At 60.0% G+C, this 13761-nt stretch carries 11 protein-coding genes and 1 pseudogene; 6 read left to right on the top strand and 6 right to left on the bottom strand.

What is annotated here, in order from left to right; translation table 11 throughout:
* Positions 1 to 3: 3 nt before the first annotated feature.
* Genes ACM6IR_RS19155 through ACM6IR_RS19175 form a run of 5 tightly spaced genes read right to left on the bottom strand, consistent with a single transcriptional unit; the run spans position 4 to position 4016 of the window.
* Positions 4 to 534, bottom strand: coding sequence for a cupin domain-containing protein (locus tag ACM6IR_RS19155; protein WP_414909163.1), 531 nt, complete (start codon positions 532 to 534; stop codon positions 4 to 6).
* A 34-nt stretch (positions 535 to 568) separates the two neighbouring features.
* Positions 569 to 1336: an SDR family oxidoreductase gene (locus tag ACM6IR_RS19160; protein ID WP_201111777.1), complete on the bottom strand. Its 768-nt coding sequence runs from the start codon at positions 1334 to 1336 to the stop codon at positions 569 to 571.
* Entirely contained in the window at positions 1333 to 2109 is a 777-nt protein-coding gene (locus tag ACM6IR_RS19165) for an ABC transporter permease (protein WP_414909145.1), read from the bottom strand. The genes ACM6IR_RS19160 and ACM6IR_RS19165 overlap by 4 nt, the downstream gene beginning before the upstream one ends.
* 28 nt (positions 2110 to 2137) lie before the next feature.
* Positions 2138 to 3139 carry an ABC transporter substrate-binding protein gene (locus tag ACM6IR_RS19170; RefSeq protein ID WP_414909146.1) on the bottom strand — a complete coding sequence of 334 codons (1002 nt, stop codon included), beginning with the start codon at positions 3137 to 3139 and terminating at the stop codon, positions 2138 to 2140.
* 40 nt (positions 3140 to 3179) lie between these two features.
* Complete coding sequence (locus ACM6IR_RS19175; RefSeq protein WP_414909164.1) at positions 3180 to 4016, bottom strand: ABC transporter ATP-binding protein; 837 nt, start codon at positions 4014 to 4016, stop codon at positions 3180 to 3182.
* A gap of 328 nt (positions 4017 to 4344) precedes the next feature.
* On the opposite strand from ACM6IR_RS19175, the pseudogene ACM6IR_RS19180 reads away from it, so the two are divergent.
* The 6 genes and pseudogenes from ACM6IR_RS19180 to ACM6IR_RS19205 form a co-directional block, all read left to right on the top strand.
* Positions 4345 to 4488, top strand: a pseudogene (locus ACM6IR_RS19180) (IS110 family transposase); the annotation flags it as partial.
* 337 nt (positions 4489 to 4825) lie between these two features.
* Entirely contained in the window at positions 4826 to 5848 is a 1023-nt protein-coding gene (locus ACM6IR_RS19185) for a helix-turn-helix transcriptional regulator (RefSeq protein WP_414909147.1), read from the top strand.
* A 312-nt stretch (positions 5849 to 6160) separates the two neighbouring features.
* Positions 6161 to 8020, top strand: a complete 1860-nt coding sequence (locus ACM6IR_RS19190; RefSeq protein ID WP_414909148.1) for an amidohydrolase — start codon at positions 6161 to 6163, stop codon at positions 8018 to 8020.
* Between the two features lie 18 nt (positions 8021 to 8038).
* Positions 8039 to 9781 (top strand): amidohydrolase, encoded by a 1743-nt coding sequence (locus ACM6IR_RS19195; RefSeq protein ID WP_414909149.1) that lies wholly within the window; start codon positions 8039 to 8041, stop codon positions 9779 to 9781.
* A gap of 107 nt (positions 9782 to 9888) precedes the next feature.
* On the top strand, positions 9889 to 10629 hold the full coding sequence (locus ACM6IR_RS19200; protein WP_414909150.1) for a TorF family putative porin: 741 nt from the start codon (positions 9889 to 9891) through the stop codon (positions 10627 to 10629).
* 50 nt (positions 10630 to 10679) lie between these two features.
* A complete protein-coding gene (locus tag ACM6IR_RS19205) occupies positions 10680 to 12092 on the top strand; it encodes a purine-cytosine permease family protein (RefSeq protein WP_414909151.1) in 1413 nt (470 codons plus the stop codon).
* Between the two features lie 13 nt (positions 12093 to 12105).
* Here the strand turns inward: ACM6IR_RS19205 and ACM6IR_RS19210 are convergent, their stop codons facing one another.
* The gene (locus ACM6IR_RS19210) at positions 12106 to 13524 is read right to left on the bottom strand and encodes a M15 family metallopeptidase (RefSeq protein ID WP_414909152.1); all 1419 of its coding nucleotides are present in this window, start codon (positions 13522 to 13524) and stop codon (positions 12106 to 12108) included.
* Positions 13525 to 13761: the final 237 nt, after the last annotated feature.

Genomic DNA, 13761 nt, shown 5'->3' on the forward strand with positions numbered 1-13761 from the left:
GGTTTATCCGCGCTTGATCGAGGCCAGAGGGTGTTCTGGCGGGTAGGTCGGGGTCAGCGGTTTTTTCGCACCGAGCATTACGCACATCAGCGCGTCTTCGTCGCCAATGTTGATCTCTTCGCGGTACACGCCAGGCGGCACGGAAATCACATCACGGTCGGTGAGGATGGTTTCGAAACGCTCGCCGTCCTTCTCGATCACGACCTTGAGTTTGCCGCGTAGTACGAAGAACACTTCTTCAACGTCGGTGTGCAGGTGCGGCGGGCCTTCGTGACCGGCCGGAATCACCATGGTGGAGAACGTGAAATTCTCCGACGGGATGGTGTTCATGTCGGTGGTTACGCCGGTGCCGCCGGTGCCGATGTAGCGCATTTGCGCGCGACGGAATTTGGGGTCGTAGTCGGCCTGGAATTTCAGTGCGTTCCAGTCGTACTTGCGCGTGTCGTAGCGGGCGATGCGGGTTTTCATCCAGCTTTCGAGGTCGCTGCCGGCAGGCTGTTCCCAGCTTTTCGGGGTGTCTTGCTGAGCGTTCATGTTTGCAGATAGATCGGTCATGGCAGTCTCCAAATCAGGGCATGACGAACCCGCCGTTGACCGGCAAGGTTTGTCCAGTGATGAAACGGGCGAGGTCGGACAGCGCGAACAGCACGGCGCCGCTGACGTCTTCGGGAAGTTGCGGGCGTTGAATGGCCCGTTGGTCGTTGTACAAACGGTGACGGGCTTCAGGCACGTAGGCGGTGGCTTCGACCAGCACCAGGCCGGGCGCGATGGCATTGACCGTGATGTTGTCGGTCCCCAGTTCGCGGGCCAGGCTGCGGGTCATGGCGATAATTGCGCCCTTGCTGGCGACATACGCCAGCAGGTTCGGTGCGCCCCACAACGGGGTATCGGAAGCCAGGTTGACAATGGCGCCATGACCGCTGGCGCGCAGGGCCGGCAGGCAGGCTTTGGTCATCAGCCAGGTACCGCGCACATTGACTTGCATCACCTGATCCCAGGTGTCGAGGCTCAGTTCTTCGCAGGTCTTGCCGCCGGAATTGGTGATCGAGGCGTTGTTCACCAGACCGTCGAGCCCACCGAGCAAACGGGTGGTTTCAGCGATGCAGGCGTCGATCGAATCGGGTTGCGCGAGATCGACGGTCACGCCATGCACGGTCAGGCCTTCAGCGACCAGTTCGGCGGCTGATTGCTGGACGCGCTCAGCGAGAATATCGGCGATCACCACGTGGGCACCGGCCCGGCCAATGGCCTGGGCAAAGGCGTAACCCAACCCGCGGGCGCCTCCGGTGACCAGTACGCGACGGCCTTCGAGTAAACGATTGAGGGTCGTCATCATTGGGTGCTCAACATGGCTTTGGGCATGTAATGCAGGACGCGTTTCTCGGTCCAGACCACTGCGCCGTAAGCGAGCACGCCGATCAGCGTGAGCATCACGATGGCGACGAATACACCCGCGGTGTTGCCCTGGCCTTCGGCATCGACCAGCAGGAAGCCCAGGCCCTGGTTGCCGCCAACCAGTTCACCGACGGTGACGCCGATCACGGCCAGGGTCGAAGCAATGCGCAGGCCGGAGAACAGCGCGGCCATGGCCGACGGAAACTCCACCAGGCGGAAAATCTGCCAGCGGCTGGCGTTCATCGTCCGCACGAGGTTGATCATGTCCGGGTCAACGGTGCGGATCGCCGAGAGCACGTTGATCATCACCGGGAAGAACACGATCAAAATGGCGATCAGAATCTTCGGGTAGATGGTGTAGCCCAGCCACATCACGAACAGCGGGGCGAAGGCCACTTTCGGGGCGATTTGCAGCGCCAGAATGTACGGCGACAGCATGGCTTCTGCGCCAGGCGAGAGCCCTAGCGACACACCGATTGCCACGCCGAGCAGGGCGCCCAGGCCAAAGCCGACAATAATTTCGAACGCGGTGATCAGGGTATGTTGCAGCAAGCCGCCGGTGTGCCACATCACCAGGCTTTCCTGGGCCACCCGGCTCAGTTTCGGCATGACGAATTCGGGCATGCCGAGCAATCCCGGCCCCCATTGCCAAAGCACCAGGAACAGGATCAGCAGGGCGACGCTGCCAAACACGGAGTTGTTGAGGTTTTTCATCGTATCGGTACCTTGTTGTCACTCGCCGTTATTGCGCGGCTGTTTGGGTGTCGATGAACTGGTTGGTGTAGAGATCGTCGAGCTTCGGTTCCTGGGTGACGATGCCTTCGCTGACGTAGAACTGGCGGACCGCTTCCAGTCGCGCCGGATCGATCCGGCCCAGTACGGTCTGGTTGGCATAGACGTGCTCGACGTAGAGCTTGAAGATTTTCTCCAGCGACTCTTCCTTGCCGGCATAGGCGGGAACAGCCTTGGCAAAGGTCACTGCGGCAGCGCGCGGGTCCTGAATGATGTCGCGCATTCCCTGCAGGGTGGCCTGGACAGTGCCGCGAACGATATCCGGGTGATTCTTGATGGCATCGTCGGAGGCGAGGATCGACTGCGCCATGCTTTCGAAGATCTGCGCTTGCGGGATCAGCTTGATCTTCAAACCGGCTTCTTCGGCGTTGACCACCCAGTCCGGCACACCGGCCATCGCCACGGCTTTGTCGGCCGAGAACAACTGCCAGACACCGGCGGGCCCGGCGGCCTGAATGTTCACATCGTTTTTGCTCAGGCCGGCTTTACGCAGGGAGGCGAGCAAGGCGTAGTAAGTGGTGTCGGAGTAGGACATCACGGTCACCGTCTTGCCCTTGAGGTCGGTGATCGAATTGATATTTTCCGCAGCGTTGGTCGCAATCATGGTGACGCCGCCGGCGCCCAGCACCGCGACGTCGCGCACTGGAATCCCGTTGGCCCGTACCACAATGGGTGTATCACCGAGGGCGCCACCGAGCATGGCGTTACCCGCACCGATCTGTTTCGCCACGTCCACACCGCCCTTGGCCGCGATGAAGTTCATGTTCAGGTTCTGGGCGGCGTAGTACCCCTTCTGCTGGGCGATGATCCACGGGGCGAAGGCCGGCAAGTTCGGCGGCGCCGGCAACAAATAGGTGACGTCGGTCGGCTGTGCCTGGGCGGCGAATGCCATGCCCACGCCGAGTGCGATGCCGGTGGCTTGGCTAAAGCGTTGAAACAGAGACTTGAACATGCGTGCTCCTGAATCGGTTGATGGCCGCGATGGGTGTTGATCAATGCAATTCGGTGTCTTCGCTGACTTGCAACAACTCCATCAGGCGACCCACCAGCGGGCCAATTTCCGGTAGCTTGCGGCGCTCCAGCGGGTTGTCGCGAAACGGCAGGTCAATACTGATTTCTTCGATGATGGTGCCGGGGCGAGCGCTCATGACCAGCAGCCGGTCGGACATGGCGATGGCTTCGATCAGGTCATGGGTAATGAACAGCGCGGTTTTCTTTTCATCGAACAGCATCCGGGCCATGTCTTGTTGCAGGATCATCTTGGTCTGCGCATCCAGCGCCGAAAACGGCTCGTCGAGGAACAGCACTTGCGGATCGATGGCCAGTGTCCGCGCCAGGGCTGCGCGCTGGCGCATGCCACCTGACAGCTGGAACGGGTAGTGGTCGGCAAAGCCTTGCAGGTGGCAGCGATCAAGCAGATCTTTGGCCACGGCCTGACGTTTGGCGGCTGGAACACCTTGAATTTCCAGTCCCAGTTCGACATTGCGGCGAATGCTGCGCCATGGCATCAGCAGGTCTTTTTGCAGCATGAACGCGACCCTGCGCACCGGACCGGTCACCGCTTCACCGCCGACGAACACTTCGCCTTCAGTCGGCCGGTAGAGGCCAGAGCCCATGTTCAGGATGGTGCTCTTGCCACAGCCGGAAGGGCCGATGATCGACACCACTTCACCGCGGCGAATCTTGAAATTGACCTCGCGAATGGCAAACGGCGCTTCGGACTTTCCTTTGGCCGGGAAACATTTGCCGACATTGCGGAATTCAATTTCGGTGGGCTCCTGGTCTTCCTTGGGAGCGGGTTTATTCCATTGAGGGGCGATGGCGTACATCTCGTTCACAGCCATTGGGAAGGGTCTCTGGTCTGTTTTATAGGTGATACGGTGTTTAGTGCATGAACAATGCCAGCGTTTTGCCAAGTTGGTTTTTTGTTTAAAAAGTCTTTTTTATTAATGGGTTACGGTGTTTTCATCGATTTATTGATGTTTCATATGTGAAACGTAGTTTCTTATACGGCACGAAATTGCACATTGGTTGTGCGGGTGATGGGAAGTGGCGGGAAGGAGGGGGTTTTTTAAGTAACGTCCGGCGCGGGGAAATAGCGGATTTGTTTTGCAGGTGAAACGAGGAGTGTGATTTTCGCTGGGTACCTATCAAAGGAGAGAACTCCGCTTTAAGTGGATCAGAGTCGTCTATCGGTGCTGGAAAACCAGCACCGTCTATGACGAAAAGGCTTACTTGCAGGCTTTAACGCGGCGCGGATCAACGTTGATAGAGGCGCCGATGGAGGTAGCCACAGGTTGACGGAGAGGCTCAGGGCGTGAGGGGACGGTGCGTCAAGATCAACAGCTGAAGGCGAGCTAACGCTCGGCCTGATGAGTGGTGAGAATCAAAAGCCATACGCCGATCCAATATCCACTGTAGGAGCGAGCCTGCTCGCGAAGCTGTTGATCTTGCCGTTGCCGTTGCGTCGGCTCCAGATCTGCCGCCCCCGGAGTAATGTCGGAGTGAGGGCATGCCGAGTCACGTTTGGCGGCGCTTTGATGGACTCAACTTTTTGCGCGAGCAGCGCACTGGACGCGATCGCTGTGCCTATGGCATCGTCGAAATAATACGCCATGTAGCAAACAGGATCAGCGCGATGGAGGAGGGGAATGAAGTCGACGTCACGACGTCGATGGCGACGCTGAAGGCGTTCAATCTTTGTGTGTTGCACTTAGGAAGGCTGGCTCGAGATCGCGGCGCTTCCCAGTTCATTGCCGACGGTTTGCAGGCTTTCAGTCAACTGGTGCCTTTCGCTTCGGCGTGGTGGGGCGAGATGTCCGCGTCGGACGCCACAACACCCGCTCGAAGCTGGATGCACGGGCGGATCAATCTGCCCGAGTCATTTGCCATCGAATGGCACAAAATATCGGTCAGCGACAAATTTTCCCAAGACACCATGAGTCAACCCGGGGAAGTCGTGCGCGACAGTGGGTTCAACGATCCCTGCGAGGAGGTCAACGACTTTGCACGGCGTCACGACCTCTACCATCTGATGTGCATCACCTTCGAGTTGCCCGAAAGTGGCTTGATGTTCTTCGTCTGTCTTTACCGTGGCGACCAGGCACCGACGTTCAGCGACAGCGAAGCCGATTTGTTTTCGGCGTTCTGCGACCACCTGTTGCAGTTGTGGCGGTTTCAGGTGCAAGACATGATCCGGATTGAAACGGGCAACGGCGCGACGGACTTCGGGGTCGCGCGCATGGACGGCAGTTTGCTGTACGTGGGGGCAAAGTTGTGTGCGGCCATTCAGCGCGAGTTGCCGGGGTGGAGCGGTTCAATGCTTCCGGGTGAGGTGATTGCGCAACTGCCAAAGGCGCCCTGCGTCATCCGCCTGGGTCGCTGCGCATTGACGCTGAGTCCTAACGCCGATCACGTCATCCTGTCACTCGAATCGCAATCGCGCGGGGCGATGCTGGCGCCACGAGAGCGCACGGCCGCGATGCTGTTCGCCGCCGGTCATTCCTACAAAGAAATCGCCAAAATCCTGGCCTTGAGTCCGGCGACAGTGCGCACCTATTTGCGCAACTGCTACTTGCAGCTGGGTGTGAAGAGCAAGGTGGAGCTGGGTTCTGTGCTGCGTTCGGCGAGTTCGTTGGCGGATGCGGCACGTCGTGATTAATCTCCGCCGTAACGCGATCTGTAGCAGCTGGCGAAGCCTGCGTTCGGCTGCGCAGCAGTCGTAAACCCTGAGCGCTCGGTAAGACTGGCACACCGCATTGTCTGACTTTACGACTGCTGCGCAGCCGAACGCAGCCTTCGGCAGCTGCTACACGTTATGCGTTGAGGCGTAACCACCGCTATTTGCCTCACCCCTCCTCATTTGTGGAGGTCCGTACATTTGCTGCGCTCTATATCGTATGCCCTGCATATCAAGGGCTTGCACGGCAGCTTGTTCGGGCCACTTCAAAACTATAAAAACAGGGGTGAGGCATTGAAATTGTCCAGGCTATTTATCGCCGTTGCAGCGACAACGGCATTTTCCAGCGTGGCGCTGGTGGGGTGCCAGACGCAGGGTTCGACGGGCGCTGACATGGTGATGCGCAATGGTTATGTCTACACCGTCGATGGCAAGAATTCGGTGCAACAGGCGATCGCTGTGACCGGGGGCAAGATTGTCTATGTCGGCAGCGATGAGGGTGTTGCTGCCTACATCGGCACGCAGACACAGCAGATCGACCTGGCGGGACGCATGTTGATGCCGGGCTTCATCGATGCGCACATGCATCCGGGGGACGGCGGTCGTGCCATGACCTTGTGCGACCTGAAATACCAGACGATGACGCGCAAGGTGTTCCAGGAAACCATTCAGGCCTGCCTGGATGCCGACAAGGACAAGGGACCCGACGTCTGGCTCGAAGTTGGCAGCTGGGACCGCATAGGCATGGACGGACTCGACGGCGATCCCGACAAATCGACCCTGGACGCACTCAAGACCCATCGCCCGATCCAGGTCCGCTCCACCGACTTCCATACCGTGCTGACCAACTCTCGTGGCCTGGCCGTTGCCGGCATCAACAAGCACACGGCCAATCCCGGTGACGGCAAGTACATGCGCGACAGCGCCGGCAACCCGAATGGCATCTGTGAAGACGGCGCTGCCGATGCCATGGCCGCCATGGTGCCGCCCGCTACCGATGCCGAGAAGCTGACGCAGACCCGCGCGGCGCTCGACGCCATGCGCCAGCAGGGCATCACCAGTTTCTTCGATGCCTTGTCGGGCCCCGAGAATGGCAAAGCCTTCACCACCTTGCAGCAGTCGGGCGAGCTGACTGCCCGGGCGTTGTTGGCGATCAAGCTGGACCCGGCTGCCGCCGCTGCCGACCCGGCAAAAACCATCGCCGAGGCCAAGGCACTGGCCAACACCTATGACCAGGGCGAAGCCAAACCCGCGCCGGGTGTGAGCATGCGCCACGTCAAACTGTTCATGGATGGCATCATCAACGCCCCGGCGGACACGGGGGCGATGTTGACGCCGTACCTGCACAACTCCGGCACCGCTAAGGCGCCGAAGTGGACGCCGGGCAAAAACACGGGTGAGCTGTATTTCCCACCGCAAGTCCTCAACCCGTTACTGATGCAGGCGGTCCAGGCCGGTCTCGACCCACACTTGCACGCCACCGGCGAACGCGCGGTGCGTGATGCGCTGAACAGCATCGAGTACGTGCGCCAGCAATTGCCCGGTAATGGATTCCGTCCCGCCATCGCTCACGCCGAGTCGGTGGACCCTGCCGACTATTCGCGATTCAAGGTCCTTGATGTGACCGCCACCATGTCCTTCCAGTGGGCGCAGCAGGCGCCTTCTACGGTCGATGGCACCAGCGATCATCTCGGGGCCGAACGTTTTTCGCGCATGGAACCCTCGGGCAGCATCGCGAATGCCGGCGGCCGTGTGGCGTATGGCAGTGACTGGCCTGTCGACCCGCTGGATGAATTCCTGGCGCTGAAAATCGGTGTCACCCGTTCGGGCGATCCGCTGAACCCGCACAGCTATGGCCCCAAGTACGCCGGACGACTGAACAATGACCCGGCGCTGTCGCGCAGCGAAGTGTTGCGCACCATCACCCTGAACGCCGCCGAGCAGCTTAAGTTGGAGAACGTGGTGGGTTCGGTCGAAGTGGGCAAGTTCGCCGACTTGATCGTCCTCGACAAAAACTTCATGCAAGTGTCCGAGGACGAGCTGGGCCGAAATCAGGTGCTGCTGACCGTCGTGGGCGGCAAGGTCGTATGGGCCAAGGCACCGTTCGTTGGCCTTCAAACGGCTCAGGCATCCCTCACTCGCACTGCCCAATAAAAACAAGAGAGCGTTCCGATGCAACGATTTATTCCAAACCTGTTGGCCGCCGCACTGGCGTTTGCTTCGATGCAAGCCATGGCCGCCGCCGACCTTGTGCTGTTCAACGGCAAGGTCTTCACCGCCGAACCTGGCCAAGGCCTTTCGCAGGCGGTGGCCGTGCAAGACGGCAAGATCCTCAAAGTGGGCAGCGATGCCGAGATCACCGCCCTGGCCGACGCCCGGACACAACGCATCGACCTGGCCGGCAAAGTGCTGATGCCGGGAATGATCGATACCCATAGCCACCCGGTGGTGGCGGCCTTCGACAGCATGGGGGCCAATCTGCTGGACGAAGAAAAGCCGTTGCCGGAGCTGGAGCAATGGATCATCGAACAGGATCAGGCGGGCCGTGCACGGGCCGGTGACGTGATCAGTATTGCCGGGGTGAGTTCGGCCTATTGGGACAAAAGCCATGAGCTTGGCCAGCGCTTCAATCAGGGACGCTGGGCGGACCAGCCGGTGGTCCTCGGCGGGATTGACGGTCACACCGGTTGGGCCAACAACGCCATGCTCAAGCGCCTGAAGATCGACGCGGCACTGGTAAAAGGTCTGTCGGAACAGGAGCGCAGCTATGTAGGTCACGAGGCGGATTTCACCCCCAATGGTTATTTTGCCGAGTCGCGCTGGGACCAGGTACGCAGCCAGATCCCCGCACCCAGCGACGAGACCATGCTGAATGCCGCCCGCGAGGCAGTGAAGGTCAACAATCAGTATGGCGTCACCGCCTGGATGGACGCGGCGGCGAATGCCGGCAGCGGCGATTCGCTTTTCGACTTCAAGGCAACCGAGCAGAGCTACGGTGTTCTGCCGCTATACCGCGAACTGGCGGAGAAGGGCGAACTCAGCGCACATGTCGCGGCGTTGTTGATCACTAACCCGAAAAGCAAACCGGCCGACCTCGACGTGCTGGCCACGGTGATGAAAAAGTTCGAGGGCGTGCCAAACCTGACGTTCCCCGGCATCAAGGTGTTTGCCGACGGTATTCTGGAGTTTCCAGGGCAAACCGCCGCCGTGATCGTGCCCTTCAAGAACAGCCATAAAAACGGTCAGTTGCTGATCGACCCGGCGCACTTTGGTGAGCTGGTGGTGGCGGCGGAGAAACGCAACTGGATCGTGCACATGCACGCGGTCGGCGACCGTGCCGTGCGCGAATCTCTGAATGGCGTTGCCTATGCGCGCAAACTCAATCCGACGCCGGTGGCGCACAGCATCGCTCACTTGCAACTGGTCAATCCCAAGGAGTTTCCACGCTTCAAACAGTTGGGTGTGATTGCCTCCATGCAACTGCTGTGGGCCACCGGCGAGACGTACACGGTGGAATTGGTCAAGCCGTACATCAGCGCGTTTGCCTACGGTTACCAGTACCCCGCCAGGTCCCTGCATAACGCCGGCGCGGTCATCGCCGGTGGCAGTGACTGGCCGGTGTCCAGCCCCAATCCATGGAACGCCATTGCTCAGGCCAGCACCCGCAAAGGACCGCTGGGCGTGCTGAACGCCAAGGAAAGCATTGATCGCCAGACCATGTTCTACGCCTACACCCTCAATGCCGCCAAAGCCCTGCGACTGGAGCAGCAAATTGGCTCGTTGGCACCCGGCAAACAAGCGGACCTGATCATCCTCGACCGCGACGTGTTCAAGGTCAGCGACGATGAACTATTCGAGACCAAAGTCCTGAAGACTTTCTTCGCCGGCAAACAGGTTTACGCGCCCGCGTCCTGACCGCCACGACCGTAGCCCCGAAAAATATGCCGGCTCCTCGTACCGCGAGGAGCCCGGCATCGCCATGCCCGACATTTCCCGTACTTCCATAACAATAAGAGAGTTATATGAACGCACGCGCATTCTTCACCCTGGCCAGCCTTGTATTGGCCCCCCTGACCACACAAGCACTGCCACTCAGCGATGACTTCAGCCTCGACATCAGCCTGACCGCTGTCAGCGATTATCGTAGCCGCGGCATCTCGCAAACCCTGGGCGATCCGGCGGCTCAGGTGGGTGCCACGCTGTTGCACAGCAGCGGCCTGTATCTCGGCGCCTGGACCTCAAACGTCGATTTCGGCGGCGAATTCAAGACCCGGCAGGAACTTGAGTACTACGCGGGTTACTACTGGCAGGCGACCGAAGCCATCAGTCTCGATCTGGGCTACATCAAGTACGACTATCCCAAGGAAGCCCAATTCAACCTGAGTGAGGTCTACGCCATCCTCGATGTTTACGGGGTGAAACTCGGCGGTTACTACTCAAAGGACACGCCGAACGCCTTTGGCGAAGACCAGGACACCCTCTACACCTACCTCAGCTACAAAATCGCACTGCCGGCCGAGGTTGGCCTGGACCTGCGCGTGGGGCACAACGATGTGAAAGACCCGGCGTTCTGGTCCGCCAGCGGCGACAACCGCGAGTCCTATTACGAGTGGGAAGCCAAGGTGAGCCGTGAATTCGTCGGCGTGACCTGGGGCCTCAGCTATATCGACACCGACCTGTCGAAAAGCGAATGCGCAGGCTGGTACGGCTATGGCGATCTGTGCACGGCCACAGTGGTCGCCAGTGCCAGCAAGACTTTCTAAGCGTTAACGAGCGAACTCTAAAAACAAGTGCCTCATAGGAAAACACCGTCATGACCCAGGTCAGCGATAGTCCGCAACGAAGTCCCCTGATCGAGACCCGTTCGATCGATTACATTCCGGAGGCCGAACGCCACGGCAGCCTCTACAGCCAGTTCACCCTGTGGCTCGGTGCCAACCTGCAGATCACGGCGATTGTCACCGGCGCGTTGGCGGTGGTACTGGGCGGCGATGTGTTCTGGTCCCTCATCGGCTTGCTGATCGGCCAGTTGCTCGGCGGCGCGGTGGTTGCCTTGCACGCGGCGCAAGGACCGAAGCTGGGCCTGCCGCAGATGATCTCCAGTCGGGTGCAGTTCGGGGTGTATGGGGCGGCCATCCCGATTGTGCTGGTGTGCCTGATGTACCTCGGTTTCAGCGCCACTGGCGCGGTACTGTCGGGGCAGGCGATTGCGCAGTTGATCCAGGTCAGCGACAGCGCCGGGATTCTGATCTTCGCCGCGTGCATCGCGTTTCTGACGATCTTCGGCTATCGGGTCATTCACCTGGTGGGAAGGGTGGCCAGCGTGCTGGGGATCGTTGCCTTTGCGTACCTGTTTACCCGGTTGATGACGCTCAACGATATCGGCCTGTTGCTGGACAATCGACATTTCGGCTGGAGCACGTTCCTGTTGGCCGTGTCGTTGTCCGCGTCCTGGCAAATCGCCTTTGGCCCGTACGTGGCTGACTATTCGCGCTACTTGCCGAGCAACACCTCCTCGTGGAAGACCTTTACCGCTGTCGGTCTGGGCACGGTGCTGGGGGCCCAGGCGTCCATGGTGCTGGGGGTGTTCGCGGCGGCGTTGGCCGGTACGAATTTCCGCGGTCATGAAGTGGCAACCATCGTCGGGTTGGGCAGTACCGGTTTGATGGCTTCGCTGCTGTACTTGAGCGTGGTGTTCGGCAAGGTCACGGTGTCGACGCTCAACGCGTATGGCAGCTTCATGTGCGTGGCCACCATTATCAGTGGCTTTCGCAGTCGCCTCGAGATCACCGCCCGGCAGCGCATGCTGTTCGTGCTGTTGATTGTCGGGGCGTCCACCACACTGGCGCTGCTGGGGCAGTACTCGTTTCTGAACAGCTTCAAGTACTTCATCCTGTTCCTGCTGACCTTCTTCACACCGTGGAGCGCAATCAACCTGGTGGATTACTACTTCATCAACAAGGAGCGCTACGACATCCCGGCGTTGTCCGACCCGCAAGGTCGCTACGGTCGCTGGAACGTGCTGGGAATCAGCGTGTATGTCATCGGCGTGTTGATCCAGCTGCCTTTTGTCGATACCCACTTCTACTCCGGGCCGATGGTCGGACAGTTGGGCGGCGTTGATATTTCCTGGATTGTCGGCCTGGTCGTGCCGGGGATTGTCTATTACCTGCTGGCCAGGAACTCAGGACTTGCGGTGGCGGTTGAGCGCGGTTCAGAGGCCTGAAGCGGCTCACGTATCAATGTCCGGGGAGGTTCCAGCGCTCGCTAAAGTGCTGGTATTGCTCCTCGGGCATTTGAATCAATAGCGGGGACTGGCGCGGGTCCAGCCAACTGAGCAAACGAGCCATGTCCGCTTGATCCATGGCGGTGCAACCCAGCGTCGGGGACGTCGGGCTACGCCAGACGTGAAAGAAAATGCACGAGCCCGACGCGGGGGAGGGCGGCGTGTTGTGCTGGATGACAATGCCTTGTCGATACAACTCATCCATGCTGCGCATGTGTTCGGAACTGTTCCAGTCCTTCGCGACAGTCGCCCCGTCGACCAGCTGGTTGTAGTGTGTGGACTGGCTGTCATCCACGCATTCGATGGCGGGTGTCAGCGCCAGGTAAGGCAGTCGGGTGTCGGCCGTGGTGTCGTAGCCAAAAGCCGTTCCCAGCTTGAAGATCCCGGCCGGTGCTTTGCCGTCACCCTCTCGTTTAATCGGACCGTCTTGCGGGTCAACGGGGGTTAGCCCCTTGCCCCAGGCCAGCCCGCTCTTGCCTAACACCACCGGAAACGGCGCTTCGTACGGCCGAAACGTGTTCCCCTGGCGTTCGTAGCGCTGGGCGGTCCCCTGGCTGTCAGTCCAGGTTTTTGTGGTGACCACAATCAGCTGATGGCTGGTGCCAAGAACGCTGCCCGGGTCCAGCGGCGTGATGGGGAAATCCATCACGTTTTGCAACGCCGCATCCCGTGTGTAGGTGAAGTGCCACCATTCCTTTGAATAGCCGGCAAACCCTTCCTTTTCCATGGCGCGGCTGAGCGTCTGACGATTTTGTTTGGCGACCGCGTTGATCGTCGGGTTGTCAGTATGTGCCGGCTCATCGAAGCAATCGAAACCTGTTCCCATGTCCAGCGCGCCGTCGTGCCAGCGTTGGCCATAGGGGGCTGTGCAATCGACTGGCGCGACTGCCGGTGTCCAGGTGTCGGCCGGCAGCGCCTGCGGCCCGGTCAGTGTCAGATCGACGGTGTTGCCTTTGGAATGGTTGGAAACCCGGGCGACATAACCCAGGCGCCAGAAGTCTTTCTTGTCCAGGCGCGGATAGAACTCGGCCTTGAGCGGGTCACCCGGTTCCGTGGCAAAACGTCCCATGTCCGCGACAGCCCGGCTGGGCCGATAGCAGTCAAATACCTTCAAACCGTAGCCTTGCGTGCGCAGTGCCGTTTGTACCCGAGCCAGTGCCTTGGCGGCTTCCAGCGACAACAGGCACTCCGGCGCCGCGTACCCGTCGAGGACGTGTCCGGTGAAATTGTGGGGGCTGGCGTAGCGGATATCTTGCTCAATGCTCGGATCAACCGTGCGCAAATACACCATGTGCCCGGGCCGTGGCTCGGCGCCGGCGAGGTACGGCGCAGCGAGGCTCAGAAACAGGATTTTGCACAGGAGGCGGCGCATGTGAGGCTTCCGGAAAGGTTGGATGCCTCATCATGGCTTCAAACCCGCTTCGCTTCCACGAGGTTGTGCGTCGCACGCCGCATCGAAGCCTGCATCCAGCCCTGTAGCAGCTGTCGAGCTTGCGAGGCTGCGTTCGGCTGCGCAGCAGTCGTGAGATCAGGCTATGCGGTGTTTCAGAAAAACCTCGTGCTCAGGTTTTACGACTGCTGCGCAGCCGAACGCAGCCTCGCAAGCTCG

The sequence above is a fragment of the Pseudomonas sp. IT-P253 genome, from assembly GCF_949768125.1.
Classification (GTDB): Bacteria; Pseudomonadota; Gammaproteobacteria; order Pseudomonadales; family Pseudomonadaceae; genus Aquipseudomonas.